General features: G+C 73.7%; 18 protein-coding genes. 10 read left to right on the forward strand and 8 right to left on the reverse strand.

What is annotated here, in order from left to right; all coding sequences use genetic code 11:
• Positions 1-7: 7 nt before the first annotated feature.
• Positions 8-520: a DUF6069 family protein gene (locus ACYU96_RS09415; RefSeq protein WP_460752118.1), complete on the reverse strand. Its 513-nt coding sequence runs from the start codon at positions 518-520 to the stop codon at positions 8-10.
• Positions 521-777: 257 nt separating this feature from the next.
• Between ACYU96_RS09415 and ACYU96_RS09420 the strand changes: the two genes are divergently transcribed.
• Both ACYU96_RS09420 and ACYU96_RS09425 read left to right on the forward strand, forming a co-directional pair.
• On the forward strand, positions 778-2517 hold the full coding sequence (locus tag ACYU96_RS09420; RefSeq protein WP_460752121.1) for a SulP family inorganic anion transporter: 1740 nt from the start codon (positions 778-780) through the stop codon (positions 2515-2517).
• A gap of 45 nt (positions 2518-2562) precedes the next feature.
• A complete protein-coding gene (locus tag ACYU96_RS09425) occupies positions 2563-3060 on the forward strand; it encodes a DUF1269 domain-containing protein (RefSeq protein WP_460752124.1) in 498 nt (165 codons plus the stop codon).
• 144 nt (positions 3061-3204) lie between these two features.
• Here ACYU96_RS09425 and ACYU96_RS09430 read toward each other — a convergent pair whose 3' ends face one another.
• On the reverse strand, positions 3205-4539 hold the full coding sequence (locus tag ACYU96_RS09430; RefSeq protein ID WP_460752126.1) for a hypothetical protein: 1335 nt from the start codon (positions 4537-4539) through the stop codon (positions 3205-3207).
• A gap of 76 nt (positions 4540-4615) precedes the next feature.
• On the opposite strand from ACYU96_RS09430, the gene ACYU96_RS09435 reads away from it, so the two are divergent.
• From ACYU96_RS09435 to ACYU96_RS09445, 3 genes are read left to right on the forward strand one after another with little or no spacing between them, the layout of a single operon-like run.
• Complete coding sequence (locus ACYU96_RS09435; protein WP_460752129.1) at positions 4616-4990, forward strand: YidH family protein; 375 nt, start codon at positions 4616-4618, stop codon at positions 4988-4990.
• Entirely contained in the window at positions 4987-5337 is a 351-nt protein-coding gene (locus ACYU96_RS09440; RefSeq protein ID WP_460752132.1) for a DUF202 domain-containing protein, read from the forward strand. The genes ACYU96_RS09435 and ACYU96_RS09440 overlap by 4 nt, the downstream gene beginning before the upstream one ends.
• Positions 5338-5384: 47 nt before the next feature.
• Entirely contained in the window at positions 5385-5849 is a 465-nt protein-coding gene (locus tag ACYU96_RS09445) for a MarR family winged helix-turn-helix transcriptional regulator (RefSeq protein WP_460752135.1), read from the forward strand.
• Positions 5850-5855: 6 nt separating this feature from the next.
• On the opposite strand, the gene ACYU96_RS09450 is transcribed toward ACYU96_RS09445, so the two are convergent.
• Positions 5856-6791, reverse strand: coding sequence for a Ppx/GppA family phosphatase (locus ACYU96_RS09450; protein ID WP_460752138.1), 936 nt, complete (start codon positions 6789-6791; stop codon positions 5856-5858).
• Between the two features lie 120 nt (positions 6792-6911).
• On the opposite strand from ACYU96_RS09450, the gene ACYU96_RS09455 reads away from it, so the two are divergent.
• Entirely contained in the window at positions 6912-9536 is a 2625-nt protein-coding gene (locus ACYU96_RS09455; RefSeq protein WP_460752141.1) for a PA14 domain-containing protein, read from the forward strand.
• Positions 9537-9552: 16 nt separating this feature from the next.
• Here the strand turns inward: ACYU96_RS09455 and ACYU96_RS09460 are convergent, their stop codons facing one another.
• The 4 genes from ACYU96_RS09460 to ACYU96_RS09475 all read right to left on the reverse strand — a co-directional run bounded on the left by ACYU96_RS09460 (position 9553) and on the right by ACYU96_RS09475 (position 16045).
• Positions 9553-12024: a polysaccharide lyase 8 family protein gene (locus ACYU96_RS09460; RefSeq protein WP_460752144.1), complete on the reverse strand. Its 2472-nt coding sequence runs from the start codon at positions 12022-12024 to the stop codon at positions 9553-9555.
• A gap of 228 nt (positions 12025-12252) precedes the next feature.
• A complete protein-coding gene (locus tag ACYU96_RS09465; RefSeq protein ID WP_460752146.1) occupies positions 12253-13548 on the reverse strand; it encodes a CapA family protein in 1296 nt (431 codons plus the stop codon).
• Between the two features lie 47 nt (positions 13549-13595).
• Entirely contained in the window at positions 13596-14453 is an 858-nt protein-coding gene (locus ACYU96_RS09470; protein ID WP_460752149.1) for a glycoside hydrolase family 16 protein, read from the reverse strand.
• Positions 14454-14758: 305 nt separating this feature from the next.
• Positions 14759-16045, reverse strand: coding sequence for a family 16 glycosylhydrolase (locus tag ACYU96_RS09475; protein ID WP_460752151.1), 1287 nt, complete (start codon positions 16043-16045; stop codon positions 14759-14761).
• Positions 16046-16334: 289 nt separating this feature from the next.
• Here ACYU96_RS09475 and ACYU96_RS09480 point away from each other — a divergent pair, with 289 nt between their 5' ends.
• Both ACYU96_RS09480 and ACYU96_RS09485 read left to right on the forward strand, forming a co-directional pair.
• On the forward strand, positions 16335-16979 hold the full coding sequence (locus tag ACYU96_RS09480; protein WP_460752154.1) for a trimeric intracellular cation channel family protein: 645 nt from the start codon (positions 16335-16337) through the stop codon (positions 16977-16979).
• Positions 16980-17058: 79 nt separating this feature from the next.
• Complete coding sequence (locus ACYU96_RS09485) at positions 17059-17550, forward strand: hypothetical protein (protein WP_460752156.1); 492 nt, start codon at positions 17059-17061, stop codon at positions 17548-17550.
• Between the two features lie 39 nt (positions 17551-17589).
• Here ACYU96_RS09485 and ACYU96_RS09490 read toward each other — a convergent pair whose 3' ends face one another.
• A complete protein-coding gene (locus ACYU96_RS09490) occupies positions 17590-19524 on the reverse strand; it encodes an FAD-binding monooxygenase (protein WP_460752159.1) in 1935 nt (644 codons plus the stop codon).
• Between the two features lie 115 nt (positions 19525-19639).
• Here ACYU96_RS09490 and hpaE point away from each other — a divergent pair, with 115 nt between their 5' ends.
• Both hpaE and hpaD read left to right on the forward strand, forming a co-directional pair.
• Positions 19640-21982, forward strand: a complete 2343-nt coding sequence (gene hpaE / locus ACYU96_RS09495; RefSeq protein ID WP_460752162.1) for a 5-carboxymethyl-2-hydroxymuconate semialdehyde dehydrogenase — start codon at positions 19640-19642, stop codon at positions 21980-21982.
• A 1-nt stretch (position 21983) separates the two neighbouring features.
• Positions 21984-23096, forward strand: coding sequence for a 3,4-dihydroxyphenylacetate 2,3-dioxygenase (hpaD, locus tag ACYU96_RS09500; protein WP_460752165.1), 1113 nt, complete (start codon positions 21984-21986; stop codon positions 23094-23096).
• Positions 23097-23141 lie beyond the last annotated feature (45 nt).

Genomic DNA, 23141 nt, shown 5'->3' on the forward strand with positions numbered 1-23141 from the left:
GGTCCGCTCAGGCCGGCCCGGCCGGCGGGTACGCACCGGGCGGCCGGGCCGCCGACGGGTTCTCCCAGCGCGACGCGCCGCGGCCGACGGCGGTCACCAGGCTGCCGATCGCGGCGCCGAGGACCAGGTTGAGCACGGCGGTGGCGATCTTGGCGTCGAGCCCCGCACCGGTGGTGAACGGCAGCAGGACCGCGATCACCGTGGCCACGCCGACGATCCAGCCGAAGAACTTCTGCGGCTCGGGCGTCGTGAGGATCAGCGCGTGCACCACGGCGGTGGCCGCCAGCGCGGCGAGGGCCGCCGCCCCGGCGTACCACCAGGTGGTCGCGTCGCCCCAGGCGCCGTCCTCCTCGCGCGCGAGGATCGGGATGCCGAAGACGCCACGGGACAGCAGGACTCCCGCGATCGCCACGAGCGCGGCGACGAGCGCGGCGGCGGCACCGCCCGCCCAGAGCCGTCCCGCGTTCACCCTCGGCCGTGGTTGCTGGGGTACCGGCTGCGCCGGGATCCGCTGTGACATGTGGTGCCTCCTGTTCGGGTGCCGGGGTGCCGGCTCACTCGGGCGACGCGGTGACCATGGCAGCTCTCCTCGGTGCGGTGTCGGCACCACTCTCGCGCCCGGGCGCGCGGACGGGGTCACCCGAACCGGGTGACGCGCACGGGGCGGTCCGGCGGCGACGGTGGGATTCCGGTACGTCCTGGGAGCGTCATGTCCGACGAGGAGAGCGGCCGCGGGGAGCATGCCCTGGAGGATCTGGCCGGCCCCGAGGAGAGGTCATGACCCGTCCGTTCGCGCCCTCGTTCGCCGGCCTCGGGCGCCTCCGCCCGCGCCCCGACCTGCTGGCCGGGCTGACCGTGTGGGCGGTGCTCGTGCCCGAGTCGCTCGCCTACGCGACCATCGCCGGCGTCCCGCCCGTCGTCGGCCTGTACGCGGCCTTCCCGGCCCTCGTGGTCTACGCGCTCGTCGGTACCTCCCGGCACCTCGTCGTCGCGCCGATGTCGGCGACCGCCGCGCTGTCCGCCGGCGTCGTGGGCGCGACGGCGGCCGGGACCGACGACGCCGTCGTCCTGTCCGCCGGGCTCGCCGTCGCGACCGGCGTCGTCGCTGTCCTGGCAGGCCTTCTGCGGTTCGGCTTCGTCGCCACGCTCATCTCGCAGCCGGTGCTCAAGGGGTTCATCGTCGGGCTGGCCCTGACGATCATGATCGGCCAGGTCCCGGACCTGATCGGCGTGGCCGGCGGCTCCGGGGACTTCTTCGAGAAGCTCGGGGCGGTGCTCCGCGGCCTGGGGACCGTGGACCCGCTGACGCTCACCGTCGGGGTCGGCAGCCTCGCCGCCGTCCTCCTCCTGCGGCGCGTGGTCCCGTTCCTGCCCGGGGCCCTGCTGGTCACCCTCGCGGCGATCGCCGTGGCGGTCATCGCGCGCCTCGACGAGCACGGGCTGGCCGTCGTGGGCGAGATCGAGGCCGGGCTGCCCGGCCTCGGCGTTCCGGACGTCACCCTGACGCAGGCGGGGGAGCTGCTCGCGGGCGCGGTCGGCGTCATGCTCGTCGGGTTCGCCGAAGGGCTCGGAGCCTCCAGCACCTACGCCGCCCGCGACGGCTACGACATCGACCCGAACCGCGAGCTCGTCGGGCTCGGTGCCGCCAACCTCGGTGCCGGCCTCTTCGGCGGGATGGTCGTCAACGGCAGCCTGTCCAAGACGGCCGTGAACGCTGGCGCGGGCGCCCGGACCCAGGTCTCCGGGCTGGCTGCCGCGGCCCTCACCGTACTGACCCTGCTGTTCCTGACCCGCCTGTTCGAGATGCTGCCCATGGCGACCCTCGCCGCCGTCGTCATCGCCGCCGTCGTCGAGCTGGTCGACCTCGCCGCGCTGCGGCGGCTGTGGCGGGTGCGGACCGGGCGCCTGGCGCGCGTCTACCAGGTGACGGCGCGGGCCGACTTCGCCGGGGCGCTCGCCGCGCTGCTAGGTGTGCTGCTGTTCGAGACCCTGGCAGGGCTCGTGATCGGCGTCGTGGTCTCGCTGCTGCTCCTGCTGGCGCGGGCGTCGCGGCCGCGGGTGACGCCCCTCGCGCCCGTCGGCGACGGGACGGACCGGGTCTGGGTGGACGCCGGCCACCACCCCGGGCTGCCGGTACCGTCCGGGGCGCTGGTCGTGCGCGTGGAGGCGTCGCTGATCTTCGCGAACGCCGACTACGTGCGCCGGCGCGTGCGGGCGCTGGCCCACGACGTGCCGGACCTGCGGCTCGTGGTGCTCGACGTGCGCGACACGCCGTCGATCGACGTGACGGCCGCGGCCATGCTCGCCCAGCTCCGGGCCGACGTGCGGCGCGCCGGGGCGGAGCTGGTGCTGGCGGAGGGGATCGGGCAGGTGCGCGACGTCCTGGCCCGCGCGGGCTCCGCGGACGAGCCGCGCCTGTACGCCTCGCCGGAGGACGCGCTCGCGCACGAGCCGGGCGAGCGGGACGAAGATGGTTCACCGGAAACGGGTGAGGCCGGATCCGCTCGCGCGGGGTGACATGACCTTGTCAGTACCTCCACACCGTCGAACAGGGAGTCCGTCATGGCCAAGGCCACTCTGACCGTCTGGAAGTTCACGAGCCCGGGTGGCGCCGAGGCCGCCTCGGCGACCCTGCAGGGCCTCGCCCGGCAGAACCTCGTCACCCTGCACGACGCGGCGACCGTGTCCTGGGCCGAGGGCGCCAAGAAGCCCAAGACCCGGCAGCTCGCCAACACGACCGCGGCCGGCGCCCTCGGCGGGACCTTCTGGGGCATGCTGTTCGGGCTGCTCTTCTTCGTCCCCCTGCTGGGCGCCGCGATCGGCGCCGCCACGGGTGCCCTCGGCGGCGCGCTGACCGACGTCGGCATCGACGACGACTTCATCAAGCGGGTCCGCGACGAGATCACCCCGGGCACCTCCGCGCTGTTCGTCATGACCTCCGAGGGCGTCGTGGACAAGATCCGCGAGGCGTTCGGCGGCCAGGAGGCGCCCGAGCTCCTCTTCACCAACCTGAGCGAGGACCAGGAGTCCGCGCTGCGCGAGGTCTTCGGCGAGCACTGACCGGCGGACCCGGGGGGACACGGCGGTCTCGCGGCCGGCTCGGCCGTCGGCATGCCGCTGTTCGAGCGCACCTGGGCGCGCACGCCCCCGGCGTCCTGTCCGACGCCGAGCTCGCCGCCGCGAAGGCCGAGCCGCTGACGTGACTCAGCCTTCCCCGCCCGCCGGAGCCGCGGCGCCGGGCACCTCCGCCGCGCCCGCGGGCCGCCGCAGCAGCTCGACGAGCAGGACGGCCACGAGGCTCCCGGCCACGACCCCGACCACCGTGGGCGTCTCCAGCGGCCGCGTCGCCAGCACGACCACCACCGCGACGACCCCGATCGCCGTGCGCACCACTCCGCGCCAGCGCTCGAGGACCACCCCGAACGTGCCCGTCGTCACTCCGTGACGGGCCGCCGCGTCGCGCACCGCCCCGATACCGCTGCCCGCGAGGCCGCGGAACGCGACGGCGCCCCGGGACGGGCCCGCGAACCAGGCCACCACCGCCGTGAGCAGACCGAGCACCACCCCCGCGACCGCCGTCGCCCGCAACGCCTCCACCACCTGCGTGTACAACGCCTCGGCCGCGTCCGCCGGCAGGACCGACGGGCTCACCGACCCGACCACGTACAGCCGCCCGACGCCGATCCCGGCCGCGAGCAGCCCCGTCATCACCGCGAACCCCACCGCGGTCACGACCAGCGCCCTCGAACGCTGCCGCGCCAGCAGGCACCCCGCCGTCGCCAGGGCCGCCAGCACCCAGGGCAGCCAGGTGCCCACCCCGACCGCCAGCGCGTACACCGAGCGTGCGAGCACCAGCCCGTCCGCGTCCGCCACCGGCACGCTCCGCTCCACCACCGGGATCGACGCCGCGAAGTCCAGCCCCTGGTCCACCATCCGCTCCCGCACCATCTCGATCACCGGGCCGAGCTGGACCGTCAGCTCACCCCCGGCCTCCAGCCGGAGCACGCCGTCCGGGTCCGCCTGGATCAGCGCCAGGGCCTCCCGGTGGCTGGCACGCAGCGCCGTCGCCCAGGCGTCCGCGAACTGCTCGCTCGTGACCACCCGCCGCACCGTCCGCTCCACCAGCGCCTCGAACCCCTGCGCCGCGGGACCCTCGAGCCGCTCGAGCGCCGCCGCCGCCCGCGGCGGCAGGTCCAGCGCCCGCATCCCGTCGAACACGTCGGACGTCAGCGCGGGGATGTCGGCCTGCTCCTCGATCGCCGCCGTGACCTGGTCCACCAGGTACTCCTGCACGGCCGGGTCCTGCGCCAGCGGCGCGAACGTCGACACGAACCGGTCCGTGTCGACCAGCTGCCCCCGCGCCCACGTGCTGATCGCCGCCACCGGCGTGAGCAGCAGGGCGACCACGATCAGGGACGCCACGAGCGCCGTGCGCCAGGCACGGCGGCGGCGGGTGGCCCCCGGGCGCTCGCGGAGCGTGCGGTTCTCCGCCTCCAGCTCGGCGATGCGTGCTTCGAGCCGCGATGTCGGAGTGCTCATGCGTCCACCCTCCGTGCGCGCTGCCGTGCGGCGGATCATCCGGAACGGGTGAGCGCCGGGCGCCTACGATGAGCGGGTGAGACCCGAGCGCCGTCTGCCCCGCCGCATCTACAGTTCCGGCACCGAGCCCGACGTCCGGTTCTCGCTCGCCAACGAGCGCACGTTCCTCGCGTGGATCCGTACGTCGCTGGCGTTCGTCGCCGGCGCGGTCGCGCTCGAGGCGCTGGCGTCGCCGCTGGACCCGGCGCTGCGCCTGACCGCTTCCCTGATCCTCGTCGCCACCGGTGTCGCGCTGGTCTGGCAGGCTTGGTTCGGATGGATGCGTACCGAGCGGGCGCTGCGGCACCACCGGCCGCTGCCGTCGCCCCTCTCGGCGCTCCCGGCCGTGATCGGCGTGTTCGTCGTCGCGGTGCTGATCGGCGCCGCGCTGATCGTCGGGCCGCCGCCGTGAGCGTCCCGTGGGACGCCGGGCTCCAGCCGGAGCGCGCGGAGCTGGCCTGGCGTCGCACCATCCTGACCGTCACCGCGGGGACGGTCATCGCGGCGCGCTACCTCGGCCAGAGCCACCCGGTGCTCGGCCTGGCGCTGCCCCTGCTGGCACTGGTCGGCGGGGCGGCGCTGCTGTGGGCCGGGACGCTCCGCTTCCGCGGGCTCGCCGCGCGGCTCCGTGCCGCGGGCCCGCGGCCGGACCGGCCGGTGATGCCCGGCGCCGGGATGCTCGCGGTCCTGACCGGGACATGTCTCGTCATCGGCGCGACGTCGACCGTGTTCGTCGTGGTGACGGCTTTGCGCCAGTAGGTGGTACCGGGGCGTCACGAGCGGCGCGGGCCCCTACAGTGAGCGATGTGAACCCGGCACCGGATCCGCGCGCTGCTGCGGCTGAGCCCCGCCTCGTCGCCGGGCTCTCGGACGCGTACGTGCTGTTCCACGAGTCGGTCGGCGTGCGGCGCGGGCTGTCGCCGGGGGACCACAAGGCCCTGAGCGCCATCGAGCGGAGCGGCCCGCTCACCGCGAGCGAGCTCGCCCGGCGCACGGGGCTCACGGCAGGGGCGGTCACGGGCCTGGTGAACCGCCTGGTCGAGGGCGGCTACGTACAGCGCGAGCCGTTCCCGACGGACGGTCGCCGCGTGCTGATCTCCGCCGTCGGCACGTCGGGGGACCGGGTGCTGTCCGACGCCCGCGCGATCCTGGAGCGCGAGTCGGACGCCCTGCTCGAGGCGTGCGACGAACACCAGCGGACCGCCGTCGTCCACTGGATCAGGACGATGACGGACCACCTGAACGCACAGTCTCGCCGGATCGCCAGATAACGCCGCTCAGGCGCGCTCGCGGTGCGGCAGCGTGTCCAGCCGCTCCAGGATCACGCCCTCGCGCAGGGCCCACGGGCAGATCTCCAGCTCGGTCAGGTCGAAGATGTCCATGCAGGCCTCGGCGACGAGCGCGCCCGGCACGATCTGGTGCGTGCGCTGCGGCGAGACGCCGGGCAGGCCGGCGAGCTGCTTGTGCGTCATCTCCACGAGCCGCGGGATGGTCTCCCGCAGGGTGTCCAGCGGCAGGGCACGGTGGGCGAGCGGCCCGTCCGCCGCGGGTGCCGCGCCGCAGATCCGGGCCAGGGAGCGGAAGGTCTTCGAGGTCGCCACGGCCCGGTCGGGGCTGCCCTCGCGCAGCAGGTTCCCGGCGTCGTGCGCGATCTCGACGCGGATCCGGCGGCGCAGCTCGCGCAGCTCGGCCTGGTCGGGGGGCTCCGTGAGCGTGCGGGCCAGCCGGGCGGCGCCCAGGGGCAGCGACCAGGCGACGTCGGGCAGCTCGTCCTTGCCCGCGGCGATCTCCAGCGAGCCGCCGCCGATGTCGAACACGGCCAGCCGCCCGGCGGACCAGCCGAACCACCGGCGCACCGCGAGGAACGTGAGCCGGGCCTCGTCCTCGCCGTGCAGCACGTCGATCCGCGCACCGGTGCGCTCGGCCACGGTGTCGAGCACCTGCTCGGAGTTCACGGCGTCGCGCACGGCCGACGTCGCGAACGCGAGCAGGTCGGCGCACCCCTTGTCGTCCGCGATCCGCATCGCCTCCGCGGTGAACTCCGCGAGCGCGTCGATCCCCGAGCGTGTCACCGCGCCGGCGTCGTCCAGGTGCTCCGCCAGCCGCAACGGCTGCTTGTACGACGACGCCGGCAGCGGGGCGGCCCCGCCGTGGGCGTCGACCACGAGGAGGTGTCCGGTGTTGGACCCGATGTCGAGGACTGCCAGTCGCATGGGTGCACGGTACAAGCCGGCGGGGCGCTCCTCGTCGCGCGATCAGGGACCATTGACACATTTCCTCCGAAATGCGAGGTTATGGCGACAAGAGATCGCTCTCCGAAGGGGATCATCACCGTGAGACGACGACGTCCGCCCGCGCTGCTCGCCGCGCTCAGCCTGACAGCGCTGGCACTGGCCGGCGCCACCACACCCGCGACCGCCGTCGCGCCCGCCGCCCCCGGCGCCCAGGAGCCCGCCGCCGTCCACGGGCTCCAGGGCGAGTACTTCGCCATGTCCGCGCCCGGCGAGCGCGACTTCGCCACCCTCGGGGGCACGACCCTCGACCCGAACGTCGACTTCGACGACCTGGTCGGCACCTTCACCTCGCTGACCGGCCAGGGCGAGCACACCACGGCCCGCTGGACCGGGACGCTGACCGCGCCCGAGACGGCGTCGTACACCTTCCACGCCATCGGCGACAACGGCTTCCGGATGTTCCTGGACGGCGAGCCGGTCATCGACCACTGGGTGGAGGACTGGGACAACGAGCAGCACAGCGACGTCGTCGAGCTGGTCGCGGGCGAGCCGCACGAGTTCCGCTTCGAGCTGTTCCAGGACTACGGCGGTGCGAACATGCACCTGCGCTGGTCGGCCGACGGCATCGCGAAGCAGGCGGTCCCCCTGGAGGCGTTCACGCCGCCCGAGGACTTCGAGGTCTACCCCCTCGACCTGGACGTCACCGCGGACGGCGGCACCCTCGTCGCCGACCTCGCCGGGGACGTCACCAGCCCCGCGGCACCCGAGAGCCTCACGGTCGAGGTCGACACGACGGACTACCCCGTCGCCTCCGCCACCGTCGACCCGGACGACCCGACCCGCCTCCTGGTCGCCCTGGAGGACACGATCCTCGCCGGCCAGCGCATCAAGGTCGAGTACGACGGCGCCGGCGGGCTGGCCGAGGACGGCGAGCCCGTGCCGCAGATCCTGCGCCACGCGGGCAACTCCTCGACCCAGCGCCTCACCACCACCTGGGGCGAGGACCTCGACCGCGAGCACCCGCTGCCCGAGTACCCGCGCCCGCAGCAGGAGCGCGAGGACTGGAAGAACCTCAACGGCCCCTGGCAGTTCGAGGGCGTCGCCGACGGCGCCGAGCCCGTGTTCGGCGAGGACCTCGACGAGGAGATCGTGGTGCCGTTCGCCGTCGAGTCCCAGCTCTCGGGCATCGAGCGGCACGAGGACCACATGCAGTACCGCCGCACCTTCACCGTCCCCGCCGGCTGGGACGTCGGGGACGGCTCGCGGCTGCGCCTGCATCTCGGCGCCGTCGACCACGAGGCCCGCGTCTACGTCAACGGCCGGCTCGTGGCCGAGCACACCGGCGGCTACACCGCTTTCTCCGCCGACGTGACGGACGCCCTGACCGGCACCGGCCCGCAGGAGCTCGTCGTCGCCGTCACCGACACCACCGGCGCCGAGCAGCCCGTGGGCAAGCAGTCGCGCGACCCGGGCGGCATCTTCTACACGCAGGTGTCCGGCATCTGGCAGACCGTCTGGATGGAGCCCGTCCCGGAGGTCGCCGTCGACGACGTCGTGCTCACCCCGCACGTCGTCGTCCCCGACGGCGGCGGTGCGGCGACGGCGACCCTGGACGTCGAGGTCGTCTCGGCCGACGCGTCGGACGGGGCCACCGCTGCCGCCGTCGTCCGCGACGCCGACGGGACGCAGGTGGGGCGGGCCGACGGGCCCGCGAACGAGACCCTCACGGTCGACGTCGCCGAGCCGCGGCTGTGGAGCCCGGACGACCCGTACCTGTACGACGTCGACGTCGAGCTCACGGACGGGGACGTCACGGACGAGGTCGCGAGCTACGCCGGGCTGCGCACCATCGCCGTCGAGCAGGTCGGCGGACACCCGAAGCTCGTCCTGAACGGTGCGCCGATCTTCTCCCTCGCCACTCTCGACCAGGGCTTTTTCCCCGACGGGCTGTACACGGCCCCCAGCGACGAGGCGCTCGCCTTCGACCTCGAGGCGCACAAGGAGCTCGGCTACAACTCGGTGCGCAAGCACATCAAGGCCGAGTCCGACCGGTGGTTCTACCACGCGGACCGGCTCGGGCTGCTGGTGTGGCAGGACTTCGTGTCCGGCACCTACGACACGGAGGCGGGCCGGGACGCGTTCGTCCGCGAGGGCGAGCGGATCATGGCGCAGCACGCCAGCTCACCCGCCACGATCGGCTGGATCGTGTTCAACGAGGGCTGGGGCGAGTGGGACCGGGACGCCACCGGCGCCCTCGCCGAGCAGGTCAAGGCGGCCGACCCCGACCGCATCGTCAGCGCCCACAGCGGCGTGAACTGCTGCGCGTCCCAGGGCGACTCCGGCGCGGGCGACGTCATCGACCACCACGACTACACCAACCAGGACCCGCCGTTCCCCGACGCGACGCGCATCGCGTTCGACGGCGAGCACGGCGGCTTCACCCTCCGCACGCCCGGCCACATGTGGCCGGGCACCCCGGCGGCCATCTACAGCGGGGTCGCGGACAAGGCCGCGCTGACGGCGAAGTACGTCGAGAACACCGAGGAGTTCTACCTGGCCGAGGCGGGCACGCACCTGTCGGGCTCCGTCTACACCCAGATCACCGACCTGGAGAACGAGCTCAACGGCCTGTACACCTACGACCGCAAGGAGCTGAAGGTCGACCCGGGCCCGGTCCGCGAGATCAACGAGCGTGTCGTCGAGGCGGGCGCGGACGCCGGGTGAGTCCCGTCGCCGGCGCTCACCGGGCCAGGCTGAGCTCGAACGAGGCGCCCCGCGCCCCCGAGAGGTCCGCGTCGATGGTGACGACGCCTCCGTCCGTGGCCGGCGTGAGGCGCGAGTTCGCCCACACGACCCTGTCGTACACCCGGGGCGTCACGATGCGGACCGAGGGGCGTGCGTCCGACTTGGTCGGGTCCGACACCGCGATCCGGGCGACGTCGGCCGTCCCCGTGGCCACGATCGCGCAGGGGGCGTCGGCCTGCACCACGCCGTCGTCGACCGGCTCGAACACGTGGGCGAAGAGGAACCACCGCTTCCCGCGCGTGGCGCGGACGACGTGCGCGCGCGGGTCGCCGCGCAGCACCCGCGTCGCGCTGCCCGTGGCGTGGGCGCGGGTCTTGGACACGGACGCACGGGGGAGGATCACGTAGGCGTACCGGTCTCCGCCCGTGCCGCGCGGGTGCGTGAGCGACAGGGTGGCGTAGGTGCGCGTGCGCGGGGTGGTGGAGCCCGCGGTGTCGCCGCCCCTGTTGATGTCCCACCACGCGCCGGTGCGCTCCCGGACCGACGCCCGCGCGGCGTAGGTCCCGAGGAAGACGTATCCGGCGACACCCTCCAGATGCGCCCACCGGGGCGCGTCGAGGCCGGTGACGTCGCCGACGCCGACCGGGTTCCCGTCCACCTGGAACCGGGGCGAGGCGCCCGCGGGGAACGACCGGTTCTCGACCGTGGTCTCCGCGCCGGGACCGGTGACCACGATCCCGGACCCGACGGCGATGACGGAGTTGCCGAGCAGGAACCACGACTTCTTGCCCCGGACGTCGCCGAGCTCGTTCGTGAGGTCCATCCCGGCGGTGCCCCAGCGGCGCGACAGCACCACTCCGCCGCCCCAGCGGTTGCGCGCGGCCGGGACGGGCGTCCCCCGGCTCGGGCCGGGGTCGCGCTCGCGGAGCGAGGCCGTGGTGCCCGGCAGACGGTAGGGGTCCACGGTGGGCCAGTAGTCGTCGGCGAACTGCCCCGGGTCGCTGTCGAGGTACAGGTAGGAGGCGCCGTCGCCCTGGTGCCAGCCGTACCGGTTCTCGCCGTTGCCCCAGCCGAACCGTCCGATCCGGGCCGACGACGTCGCCACGGTGAACGCCCAGCCCTTGCCCCGGTGCACCATCCGTTCCTGCACGCCGAACTGCACGTGCCCGGTGCCCTCCGGGGCCGGCTTCACGCCCGGGTCGTTCAGCAGCGCCTGGGCGCGCCGGAAGTCCGACAGGGTGGTCGGGCGGTACTCCGCCGAGGAGCGGGACAGCCAGCCCTTCGCCAGCGACCGGAACCGGGAGCGGTACGGCGCGCCGACGTACTCGGCGAGCAGCATCACCGCCTCCGCCGTGTCCGAGGCGTCGCGGTGGTCGGGCTCGTGCTCGCGCGCGACGGCGCGGCCGCGCACGGTCTCCATCATGCGTCCCTGCCAGACGAACGGCGCGAACGTGTGCTTCGGGGTGTCCAGGATCGGCCGCATGAGGTGTGTCGAGACGGCCCACCGGGTGCCGTCCAGCAGCATGACGGCCGGCGCGACGGCGGCCAGCGCCGCCTTGCCGTAGGTGCCGGCCTGGGGGAGCAGCAGGTGGTGGAGGTACGAGCCGTCCGCGTAGAAGCCGTCGCCCGACGTGACGTGGGAGAAGAGGCTGTCGGCCCCGTCGTGCGGCAGGTCGAGGAGCCCGGAGCGGGCGCGCGCCATGTCCGTGGCCGAGCCCGAGGCGATCCCGCGCAGCAGGGTGTGCAGGACCTTGTCGGCCCGGTTCGCGCCGGTGGACGTGAGCCGGCTCGCCTCGATCCGGCTCGGGTACGGCGTGAAGTACCGCATGGCGGCCGTCGCCCGGTCGACGTCGTTGTCGGAGAGCACGTCCTGGAGGATCAGCGTCAGGTCGCCGAGCACGCGCGGGATCCCGATCTCCCAGAACCACCAGTTCCCCACGGGCGTGCCGCCCGAGCGGTACCAGTACCGCGTCATGTGGCGGTACCAGGAGAGCAGGGCCTGCTCGACGGCCTTCTCGTCGTACTGCGCGGTGCCGGGGGTGGCCCAGGCGGTGGCGACCTTGAGGATCCGCCGGTACGTGGTGGTGATGTTCGCCGGGTCGGAGCCGGCCATCGGCAGGTTCGGCCAGATGTCCCCGCCGGGGTCCGGCCACGGGTCGGCGGTCTTGACGGCGCTCGCGGCCGACTTCGACAGGCGCGCGACCAGCTCGGTCAGCGGCGGCGGGGCGATCCCGGTGCCGATGTCGCCGACGATGTGCTTCAGCCAGCGGTCGCGCAGGTCGGTGAAGTCGTCCACCGGGGTGATGCCGCCGGCGGTCCGTGCCGCGGCCCAGGCGTCGGCCGGGGTGCTCACGGCGGCAGCCAGGGATGCCGCGCCGGCGAGGGTGAGGGCGCCACGCCGCGACAGCGGAATGCGGGCGAGGCTCGGCAGCCCGGTTCTCGAGGGGTTGCCGGTCTGTCTCTGCATACGATCTCCCACCTCTGACGTCGTCCGCCGGACGGGTCGGTGCCCCGGCCATCAGGCTGCTCGTGCCAAAGACTGGGGAAAACGTGCCCGTTCCCTTTCGATTTCTCCGGGAATGGCATGTTGCGGTGAATCCGCTTTACCATGAGTTTGCCACGTCCTGGTGCAGATGCACGTCGGAAAGGGCGGGTGGGGTGAGCTCCGGTCGACGCGCGGCGTTCCTGCCGGGCCTCAGCGCGAGAGGGTGGGGGCGTCGCCCGTCGGGGTGGGCGGCGTCGTCCGTTCGGGGGCTGTGCCGCCGACGGCGTCACGCACCGCGTCGTGCCTGCGGCGCAGCTCGGCGTCGTCCAGCGTGCCGGGGTCCGGGTCGCCGGACGTGCCGGTGACGGGGCGCAGCCGGTGCCCGGCCGCGCGGTCGACGGTCGTGGCGGTCCACTCCACACCCGTGACCCGGGCGGCACCGTCGGGACGCTCCTGCGTCACGGTGGCCGTCATCAGCACACCGTTCGACGTCCGCGGGTCGCAGCACTCCGCGCTCTGGTTGGAGATCATGTTCCCCAGCCCGTAGGCCACCCACATCCCCGCGCCGCCGGGCCCGCCGCGGACCCGCGCGACGGGCTGGGGGACGTGGGCGTGGTGCCCGACGACCAGGTCCACCTCGTGCGAGGCCGCCAGCTTGCGCACGGCGGCCCGCTGCTCGTCGGTGGGTGCGGCCTGGTACTCCGTGCCGGCGTGCATGCTCACCACCACGAGCTGCGCGCCGGCCTCGCGCGCCGCCGCCGCCCGGCGCGCGATCCGGTCCGCGTCCAGGAGGTTCACCGACCACGGCCGGTCCTCGGGGACGGAGAGCCCGTTGAGCCCGTAGGTGGCCGACAGGTGCGCGACGGTGAGCGAGCGCCCGCCGCGATCGAGGGTGTAGCGCTGCGGGGCGCTCTCCTTCGCGTCGCGGGCGGTGCCCGCGTGCCCCAGCCCGGCCTCGTCCAGCGCGTCCAGTGTTGCGGCGACGCCGTCCAGGCCCCGGTCCATCGAGTGGTTCGACGCCGTCGAGCAGCCGTCCCAGCCCTGCTCCGCGAGGTCCCGTACGAGCTGTCCGGGCGCCCCGAACGCCGGATACCCGCTCGGCGTGGTGCCCGCTGGCGCGACGGGCGCCTCCAGGTGGCACAGCGCCAGGTCGGCCCCCTGCACCCAGGGGTCGAGCCCGGCCAGGAGCGGGGTGTACTCGAACCGGCCGTCCTGCTCCGCACTCTGGTTCAGCGGGTCGTGCGGCAGGACGTCGCCGGCGGCCACGAGGGTGAACCGCGCCGGCTTCCCCGCGCGCCGGACCGCCCGGTCCGGCGCGGTCCGCGAGGACGGGCCGGCCTCGGAGGCCGCCGGCGGCGAGGAGGGGTCGGGTCCGGCCGGCGGCCGGACCGTCCCCGTGCAGCCCGCGCACGCGAGGAGCACCACGAGCGCCGTCGCGGCCCGGCGGGAACGCCGGGCGCGCGCCCGGCGCGTCCCCGGGGGTGCCTCACGGCCGGTCGGTGTCACGTCCGCGACCGTACCGCGCGGCGCCCCGGACGCATGACAGGCGCGGCTCAGCCGGCGCTGTCGTAGACGCGGACGTAGTCCACGACCATCTCCTGCGGGAACTGGGTCGTCCCGTCGGGCGGGCCCGGCCACTCGCCGCCGACCGCCACGTTGAGGATCATGAAGAACGACTGGTTGTAGACCCACTCGCCGGGGACGTCGGCGGGGGTACGGGTCTGGTAGACCTCGCCGTCGACCGACCAGACGATCTCGTCGGCGTTCCAGTCGATCGCGAAGGTGTGGAAGTCGTCCGCGAACGACCAGCCCTGCGGGTGCTGGTAGGACGCGCCGATGCCGCCGCCGCCCGAGTAGCCGGGGCCGTGCAGGGTGCCGTGCACGAGGTGGGGCTCGTGGCCCACGTTCTCCATGATGTCGATCTCGCCGGAGGAGGGCCACTCGGTGTCGGGGAACTCCGACCCGAGCATCCAGAAGGCCGGCCAGATGCCCTGGCCCCGGGGGATCTGGATGCGGGCCTCGATGCGGCCGTACCGGGGCTCCACCTTGTCCTGGGTGGTCATGCGGGCGGAGGTGTAGCCGCCGTCGGTCTGGCGGGCGGTGATGACGAGGTTGCCGTTGCCGTCGAGCGCGGAGTTCTCGCGGCTGTCGACGTAGTTCTGCAGCTCGCCGTTGCCCCAGCCGTGGTCGCCGAGCTCGTGGGTCCAGCTGTCGGGGTCCGGGGCGGTGCCGGCGGCGCCGTCGAACTCGTCGGACCAGACGAGGGCGAGCTGTCCGGCGCCGTCGTCGGCCGGTGCGTCGTCGGACGACGCCGCACCGGCCGCGGCCGCCGCGCCCGTGCCCAGCAGGGCGACGGCGGACACGCCGGCTGCGACGGCCAGGGTGGCTCGTGAACGGGGGGATCCTCGCATGGCTGCTCCCTTGCAGTGAGGTGTCACCGGCCGTGCGGACAGCGCCCGCCGGCGACACCGAGGCGATCGATGTGCGGTCCCGGAAAATGTCACTGTCCGGAAAGTAACTTCACCCTACGAGCGGGTGCCGCCAGGCACAAGGGGGTGAAATGCATAGTTGACCCCAGCCCGCATCGTGGCAGACCGCGGCCCCGGGACGGAAGGGCGCGAAGGCCCGTGGCGGTGGGTCGCCACGGGCCTTCGCGGAGGGGTGTGCGGTCAGGTGCCGTGTGGTCCGACGTCGTGTGGTCCGACCGGGGGAGCCGTCAGGACGGCAGGCTCCAGGTCTGGACGTTGCTGCCGTCGCAGCCCGCGATCTCGGTGCGGACGCCGTCGTTCTGCGCCCGGCCCACGGGCTGCAGGCAGAGGTCCGACTGCGGGTTGCGCAGCGCGCCGCCGGAGCCGGTCCACTGCTGGGCGCCCGTGCCGTTGCAGGTCCAGAGCTGGACGCGCGTGCCCGGTGCGGTGGCGCCGCCCGCGACGTCGAGGCACTTGCCGAGCGCGCGCACCGAACCGTCGGCGGCGAACGTCCAGCTCTGTGCCGCGTTGCCGTTGCACCACGCGAGCTGGACGGGTGTGCCGTCGGCCGTGCCCGCGCCCGCGACGTCGAGGCACATGCCGTTGCTCGTGGTGACCGTGCCGGTCTGGCCGTTGCCGCCACCGCCACCGCCGTCAGTGCTGTCGTAGACGCGGACGTAGTCGACGAGCATCCGCTGCGGGAACTGGGTGGTCCCGTCGGGGTAGCCGGGCCACTCGCCGCCGACCGCCACGTTGAGGATCATGAAGAACTGCTGGTTGTAGACCCAGCTGCCCGGGACGTCCGCGGGGGTCTTGGTCATGTAGGCGTTGCCGTCGACCGACCAGGTGATCCGGTCCGGCGCCCAGTCGATCGCGAAGGTGTGGAAGTCGTCCGCGAACGACCAGCCCTGCGGGTGCTGGTAGGCGCCGCCGACACCGCCGCCGCCCGAGTAGCCCGGGCCGTGCAGGGTGCCGTGCACGAGGTGGGGCTCGTAGCCGACGTTCTCCATGATGTCGATCTCGCCGGAGTCGGGCCACTGCACGTCCGGGAAGTTCCCGCCGAGCATCCAGAAGGCCGGCCAGATGCCCTGGCCTCGGGGGATCTGGATGCGCGCCTCGATGTGGCCGTACTGCGGCTGGACCTTGTTCTTCGTCACCAGGCGGGCCGAGGTGTAGCCGCCGCCGTTCTGGCGGGCGGTGATGACGAGGTTGCCGTTGCCGTCGAGCGCGGAGTTCTGGCGGTTGTCGACGTAGTTCTGCAGCTCGCCGTTGCCCCAGCCGTGGTCGCCGAGCTCGTGGGTCCAGTTGGCGGAGCTCGGCGCGGTCCCGTCGGGACCGTCGAACTCGTCGGACCAGACGAGCTGTTCGGCGGTGGGCTCGAACTCCGCGGCGGCGACGACGTCGTCGGCGGGATCGGGGGTGTCGGCCGCGTTGGCCGAGGTCACGATCGCCACCGCGCCCGTGGCGGCGAGGGCGACGGCGGACACGGAGGTGACGACGGTGGCTATGGCGCGATTGCGTGGGGTGACGCGCATCGGGCTCTCTCCCTTGGCAGGTGTCGGCATGGACGACGGTGGCCGTGCCGGCCGCACGGTGCTTCGGCCATGGTGGCCGGGGCCGCCTGCCGAGAGCAGGTGACCGGCCAGTAAGTGAAAGTCACCCTAGGGCGGGCCGTACCGCGTGCGCCATTGGGCGAATCCCTTACATCGGCACCGGCGGCGGGGTGACGAGCGTGACACCGGATCGGGGTTCTGCCGCGGTACGGCGCGACCTAGCATCGTAGGGGCCGCGGACCCGGCCGTTCCTGCGCCGAGAGGAGTGACCGTGACCTGGGTGGAGCTCGCCATGGACCTGGTGGGCGTCTTCTTCTTCGCGATGTCGGGCTCGCTGCTTGCCGCCCGCCGGCGCTTCGACATCGTCGGGTCCCTGATGCTCGGCACCTGCGTGGGCCTGGGCGGCGGGATCCTGCGCGACCTCATCATCTCCCAGGGCGTCCCTCTCGCCTTCGCGTCGCCGGTCTACCTGCTGCCGCCGGTGCTCGCGACGGTCCTCGTGTACCGGTTCGCCGCCAGCGAGCACCGCTACCGCAACGCGCTGACCGTGTTCGACGCCGCCGGCATGGCCCTGTTCTGCATCAGCGGCACGCGGATCGCGCTGGCGGCCGGGCTGAACCCGGTCGCGGCGGCGATCCTGGGGCTCATCAGTGCCGTCGGTGGCGGCGTCATCCGCGACGTCGTGGCCAACGAGGACCCCCAGCTGTTCCACCCGCGCGGCCTCTACGCCATCGCGGCGCTGCTCGGTGCGGGCCTGACCAGCGGGGCGGCGTCGCTCGGCTGGATGAATCCCGGCACGGGGCTGGGCATCGCGGTGCTGGTGTTCGCGCTGCGGATGCTGTCGCTGCGCTACCGCTGGGAGATCCCGCTGGCCGGGCGCCGGACCGCGCGGCGCGAGCCCGCCCCGTCGCCCTGAGCAATTCCGGCATTTCCTGGCTTCTGGACGCGGGTCTCGGCATCATGGGGTCGTTCGACGAGCCATGGGAGGACTCGACGTGCCGACCGAGAGCGTGCAGCACGAGAGAGCGGTGGCCCGCGGGAGGTTGCGCGGCTGGCGTCTCGGGGCGCTGATCGCCGGGATCGTCGTGGCGGTCATGGTGGTCCTGTACGGCGTCCTCCTGGTGCTGGCCGGGTGGTGGTTCGCCGACGCGGGCCGGCCGGAGCACGTGGACTGCACGGAGCTCGCGACGGCGGTGGGCCAGGACGCGCTGCCCGACGGCGCCACCGGGGGCCCGTGCGAGTTCGGCGGCTTCCAGGACTGGTTCGTCACGGGCGAGATCCGCACGTCGCGGGCGGCGCTCGAGGAGTGGCTGGCCGAGCTGCCCGGATCGCCGGAGCTCGCGGGCGGCTGCGGTGCCGAGGCGCTCTCCTGCGTCCAGGTCGACCTCACGCAGGAGAAGTCCGCGGACGCGCACTTCCTCGACGTGAACGTCCTCGAGGAGGACGGTGACGCGCTGGTCGTCCAGATGATGGCGGGCACGACCTGACGCCCTGACGCCGCGCCCGCGGGTCCGCGCGCCCGCACCTCACGCCGGTGGCAGCAGGACCCGTGCGAAGAGGCCCGCCAGCTCCGTCGTCGCGCCGAGCGGGAGCACGGCCGCGACGTACTGGTCGGGTCGGACGACGACGACGGCGCCGCCGCGGTCGATCCCGCGCGCGGCGAAGATGTCGTGCGCCGGGTCGGCGGCGTACGCCTTCTCGTAGTCGACCAGGCCGAACGGTCCCACGCGCGGCAGGAAGGCCGCGGGGACGTCGTCCACCTCCACCCGGGTGTGGTCCCGCTGGTAGATCACCTTGGCCTCGAGGACGGCGTCCGGGTCGGCCCCCGCGGGCGTGTACCGCACGAGCGGTGAGTCCGGCGCCGTCGACAGCCATCGCGCCCAGTCCTCGAGCACGGGGGCGTCCGCGCCGTCGCCCGCACCGCCGTCGTCGGCGAACGCGTACACGCGCCACCGGCCGTCGGCGCGGGCGTGGTGCCCGAGGTGCACCGGGTTCCCGTCGGCGACCCGCGTCACCGGCGCGGACCTGAACCGCTTCCCGACCGTGAACCCCGTCGCCAGCCCCTGGTGCTCCGCGGACCCCACGGCCATCGACTCCTCGTACTCCGTGCGGAACCCGAAGAGGAACTCCGTGGTCTGCACGTAGAAGTCCTCCAGGTACGACGGCTCCGGCAGGTCCTCCGGCCGGGCCGCCATGAGCGTGGACCACTCGCGGTCGAAATCGATGAGGTTCCGCGCCACCACCTGCCGCTCGGCCGAATAGGTGTCCAGCAGGGCGGCGGGCGCGCGCCCGGTCAGCACGTGCCCGAGCTTCCACGCGATGTTCCAGCCGTCCTGCATCGACACGTTCATGCCCTGCCCGGCCTTGGCGCTGTGCGTGTGGCAGGCGTCGCCGGCGATGAACACGCGCGGCGTGCGGGTGCCGGTGAGCTCGGCGGGCACGTCGTCGAACTTGTCGGTGAGGCGGTGGCCCACCTCGTAGACGCTGTGCCAGGGCACGTCCTTCACGTCGAGCGTGTAGGGGTGCAGGATGCGGTTCGCGTGCTCCACGATCTGCGCGACGGGCGTCGCGCGGACGGCGCCGTCGTCGTCCTCGGGCACGGCGCCGAGGTCCACGTACCACCGGCACAGGAACCCGCCCTCGCGGGGGATGAGGAGGATGCTGCCGCCGTCGTGCGACTGGATGGCGCACTTGGTCCGCACGTCGGGGAAGTCGGTCACCGCGAGGACGTCGATCACGCCCCAGGCGTGGTTGGCCTGGTCGCCGGAGAGCTCGCGGCCGATCGCCTCGCGCACGGCGCTGCGGGCGCCGTCGGCCCCGAGCACGAACCTGGCGCGCACGGCGCGCTCCGTGCCCTTCCCGGGTCCGGCCGTGCGGCGGAGCCGGACCGTGACGGGGTGCTCCGGGCCGACGGCGGTCCCCGGTGCGGGCCCGTCCCCGGCGTCGTCCACCGTGAGGTCCACGAGCTCCCAGCCGTGGTCCGGCGTGAGCCGGGCGGGGGAGCCGGCCGCGACCTCGGCGAAGTAGTCCAGGACGCGCGCCTGGTTCACGATGAGGTGGGGGAACTCGCTGATGCCGTGCGGGTCGTCGGGCACGCGGGCGGTGCGGACGATGTGCTCCGGGCGGTCCGGGTCCGGCTTCCAGAACGCCATCTCGGTGATGCGGTAGGCCTCGGCGGTGATCCGGTCCGCGAACCCGAACGCCTGGAAGGTCTCGACGCTGCGTGCCTGGATGCCGTCGGCCTGGCCCATCTCGAGGCGGCCCGGCCGCCGCTCGACGACGCGCGTCGTGATCCCGGGGAACTGCGCGAGCTGTGCGGCGGCGATCATCCCGGCCGGGCCGCTGCCCACGATCAGGACGTCCACCTCCGCGGGCAGCTCGTCCGGACGGTCGACCCCGGTGCCCGCCGCGGGGCTGGTCCGCGGGTCGGAGGTCACGTATCCGTGATGGTGGAACTGCATCAGGTCCCCTTCTCCGCTCGACGCCGGTGTCGGCCGGGGCATCGTTGCCGCCCACCACCGGAACATATACGATCTCAGATACGAACGAAAGAGAGCGTGGCGAGCGAAGGGGCTCATGAGCAGCGAAACGCAGCGGGCGGCCGGGGTGCGGCCCGGGAAAGTGATCGCGGTCCACCTGTCCTACGTGTCACGGGCCGAGCAGCGCGGGCGGCGGCCCGAGGCGCCGTCGTACTTCCTCAAGCCCGCCAGCTCGCTGGCGTCGTCCGGGGCCGACGTCGAGCGCCCCGCCGGGACCGAGCTGCTCGCCTTCGAGGGCGAGATCGCGCTCCTGATCGGCACCCCGGCGCGGCACGTGAGCGCCGCGCGGGCGTGGGACCACGTCGCGGGCGTGACCGCCGCGAACGACCTCGGCGTCTACGACCTGCGCTGGGCCGACAAGGGCTCCAACCTGCGGTCCAAGGGGCGTGACGGCTACACGCCGCTCGGCCCGGAGATCATCGACGCGCGCGACGTCGACCCCGCCGCCCTGCGCGTGCGGACCTGGGTCAACGGGGAGCTCGCGCAGGAGGACACCACCGCGCCGGGCCGGCTGCTGTTCCCGCTCCCGCAGCTCGTCGCCGACCTCTCGCAGCACCTCACCCTGGAGGTCGGGGACGTGATCCTCACCGGCACGCCGGCCGGGTCGAGCGTGATCGGGCCCGGCGACGTGGTCGAGGTGGAGGTCGACGTCGTGCCCGGCGGCGCGCCCGGGACCGCGCCCGCCGCACCGTCGTCGGGCCGCCTCGTCACCACCGTCGTGGCGGGCGACGTGCCGTTCGACGACGCGCTCGGCTCGGGACCCCGGGTCGACGACACGCAGCGAGCCGAGGCCTGGGGCAGCCGCACGGCAGCCGGCCTCGCACCTCAAGGAGAAGCGATGAGCACAGCACAGGAGAGCAGCCCGGCCGTGGCGCGGCGGCCGGCCCCGGCCGACCTGCCCGCACGGATCCAGCACTACATCGGCGGCAGGCTCGCCGACTCGGCGGACGGCGGCACGTTCGACGTCCTCGACCCTGTGACCAACCAGGTCTACCTGACCGCCGCGTCCGGGAAGCAGGCGGACGTCGACCTGGCCGTCGCCGCCGCCCGCGACGCCTTCACCGACGGGCCGTGGCCGCGCCTGGTGCCGCGCGAGCGGGCCCGGGTGCTGCACCGGATCGCCGACATCGTCGAGTCCCGCGACGAACGGCTCGCCGAGCTGGAGAGCTTCGACTCGGGGCTGCCGATCACGCAGGCACTCGGCCAGGCGCGACGGGCCGCCGAGAACTTCCGGTTCTTCGCGGACCTGATCGTCGCGCAGGCCGACGACGCCTACAAGGTGCCCGGCCGTCAGATCAACTACGTGAACCGCAAGCCGATCGGCGTGGCCGGGCTCATCACGCCGTGGAACACGCCGTTCATGCTGGAGTCCTGGAAGCTCGCGCCGGCGCTCGCGACCGGCAACACCGTCGTGCTCAAGCCGGCGGAGTTCACGCCGCTGTCGGCGTCGCTGTGGGCGGGGATCTTCGCGGGGGCCGGGCTGCCCGACGGCGTGTTCAACCTGGTCAACGGCCTCGGTGAGGAGGCGGGCGACGCGCTGGTGAAGCACCCGGACGTGCCGCTGATCTCGTTCACGGGGGAGTCACGCACGGGGCAGACGATCTTCGCCAACGCCGCGCCGCACCTCAAGGGGCTGTCGATGGAGCTGGGCGGCAAGTCGCCCGCGGTCGTGTTCGCCGACGCCGACCTGGACGCCGCGATCGACGCCTGCGTCTTCGGCGTGTTCTCCCTCAACGGGGAGCGCTGCACGGCCGGGAGCCGGATCCTCGTGGAGCGCGCCGTGTACGACGAGTTCGTCGAGCGGTACGCGGCGCAGGCCGGGCGCGTGGTGGTCGGGGACCCTGCCGACCCCGCGACCGAGGTCGGAGCGCTGGTGCACCCCGAGCACTACGAGAAGGTGATGTCGTACGTGGAGCTCGGGAGGTCCGAGGGGCGGCTCGTGGCGGGCGGGGGCCGGCCGGAAGGGCTGCCCGCGCGGCTGGCGGCGGGGAACTACGTGGCGCCGACGGTGTTCGCGGACGTGCCGCCCGACGCCCGGATCTTCACCGAGGAGATCTTCGGGCCGGTCGTGGCGATCACGCCGTTCGACACCGAGGACGAGGCGCTCGCCCTGGCCAACGGGGTGAAGTACGGCCTGGCCGCCTACGTGTGGACCAACGACCTGAAGCGCGCGCACAACTTCTCGCACGGCGTGGAGGCCGGGATGGTGTGGCTCAACTCGAACAACGTGCGAGACCTGCGCACCCCGTTCGGCGGGGTGAAGGCGTCCGGCCTCGGCCACGAGGGCGGCTACCGCTCGATCGACTTCTACACCCAGCAGCAGGCGGTGCACGTCGCGCTGGGCACCGCCCACACCCCGACGTTCGGCAAGGGAGCCTGACATGACCGACCCGACCACGGCCGCCGTCGCCGGCGAGATCCCGGCGCCCTCCGTGCCGCCGCCGGACATCGTGCGGTGCGCGTCCATGGAGCTGGTCGTGACGGACCTCGCCGCGTCGCGGGACTTCTACGTGAACGTGCTGGACCTCGTCGTGACCGAGGAGGACGGCGACGCTGTCTACCTGCGGACCCTCGACGAGTTCATCCACCACAACCTGGTGCTGCGACAGGGCGACGTGCCCGCGGCGGCAGCGTTCTCCTACCGGGTGCGCGGCCCCGAGGACCTCGACCGGGCGGTCGCGTTCTACCGGGAGCTCGGGTGCCGGGTGGAGCGGCGGGCGGAGGGCTTCGCGAAGGGGGTCGGGGACTCGGTGCGGGTGACGGACCCGCTGGGGTTCCCGTACGAGTTCTTCCACGACGTCACCCACGTCGAGCGGCTCACCTGGCGGTACGACCGGCACACGCCGGGCGCCCTCGCCCGGCTGGACCACTTCAACCAGGTGACGCCGGACGTGCCGCGCGCGGTGGGGTTCATGGAGAGCCTCGGGTTCCGTGTCACGGAGGACATCCAGGACGACGCCGGCACCCGGTACGCCGCGTGGCTGCGGCGCAAGCCGACCGTGCACGACACCGCCATGACCGGCGGCGACGGCCCCCGCATGCACCACGTCGCGTTCGCCGCGCACGAGAAGCACAACATCCTCGCCGTGTGCGACAAGCTCGGCGCGCTGCGCCTGTCGGACCACATCGAGCGCGGACCGGGCCGGCACGGGGTCTCGAACGCGTTCTACCTGTACCTGCGCGACCCGGACGGGCACCGCGTCGAGCTGTACACGCAGGACTACTGGACCGGCGACCCCGACAACCCCGTGGTCACCTGGGACGTGCACGACAACCAGCGCCGCGACTGGTGGGGCAACCCCGTCGTGCCGTCCTGGTACACGGAGGCGTCGCTCGTGCTGGACCTGGACGGCGTCCCGCAGCCCGTCGTGGCCCGCACCGACTCCTCGGAGATGGCGGTGACGATCGGCGCCGACGGCTTCTCCTACACCCGCGAGGGCGAGGACCTGCCCGCGTGGAAGCGGGGCGAGTACAAGCTGGGGCACCAGCTCTGAGCCCCGGGCGGCCCGGCCACGGCCGCCGAGGGAAGCGGCCCCGCC

It is taken from the genome of Myceligenerans cantabricum (assembly GCF_054777735.1).

Excerpts from the sequence above, each read along its gene's own strand:
- ACYU96_RS09415 (WP_460752118.1), bottom strand. The coding sequence starts at position 520 with ATGTCACAGCGGATCCCGGCGCAGCCGGTACCCCAGCAACCACGGCCG.
- ACYU96_RS09420 (WP_460752121.1), top strand. The coding sequence starts at position 778 with ATGACCCGTCCGTTCGCGCCCTCGTTCGCCGGCCTCGGGCGCCTCCGC.
- ACYU96_RS09425 (WP_460752124.1), top strand. The coding sequence starts at position 2,563 with ATGGCCAAGGCCACTCTGACCGTCTGGAAGTTCACGAGCCCGGGTGGC.
- ACYU96_RS09430 (WP_460752126.1), bottom strand. The coding sequence starts at position 4,539 with ATGAGCACTCCGACATCGCGGCTCGAAGCACGCATCGCCGAGCTGGAG.
- ACYU96_RS09450 (WP_460752138.1), bottom strand. The coding sequence starts at position 6,791 with ATGCGACTGGCAGTCCTCGACATCGGGTCCAACACCGGACACCTCCTC.
- ACYU96_RS09460 (WP_460752144.1), bottom strand. The coding sequence starts at position 12,024 with ATGCAGAGACAGACCGGCAACCCCTCGAGAACCGGGCTGCCGAGCCTC.
- ACYU96_RS09470 (WP_460752149.1), bottom strand. The coding sequence starts at position 14,453 with ATGCGAGGATCCCCCCGTTCACGAGCCACCCTGGCCGTCGCAGCCGGC.
- ACYU96_RS09475 (WP_460752151.1), bottom strand. The coding sequence starts at position 16,045 with ATGCGCGTCACCCCACGCAATCGCGCCATAGCCACCGTCGTCACCTCC.
- ACYU96_RS09490 (WP_460752159.1), bottom strand. The coding sequence starts at position 19,524 with ATGCAGTTCCACCATCACGGATACGTGACCTCCGACCCGCGGACCAGC.
- hpaE (WP_460752162.1), top strand. The coding sequence starts at position 19,640 with ATGAGCAGCGAAACGCAGCGGGCGGCCGGGGTGCGGCCCGGGAAAGTG.
- hpaD (WP_460752165.1), top strand. The coding sequence starts at position 21,984 with ATGACCGACCCGACCACGGCCGCCGTCGCCGGCGAGATCCCGGCGCCC.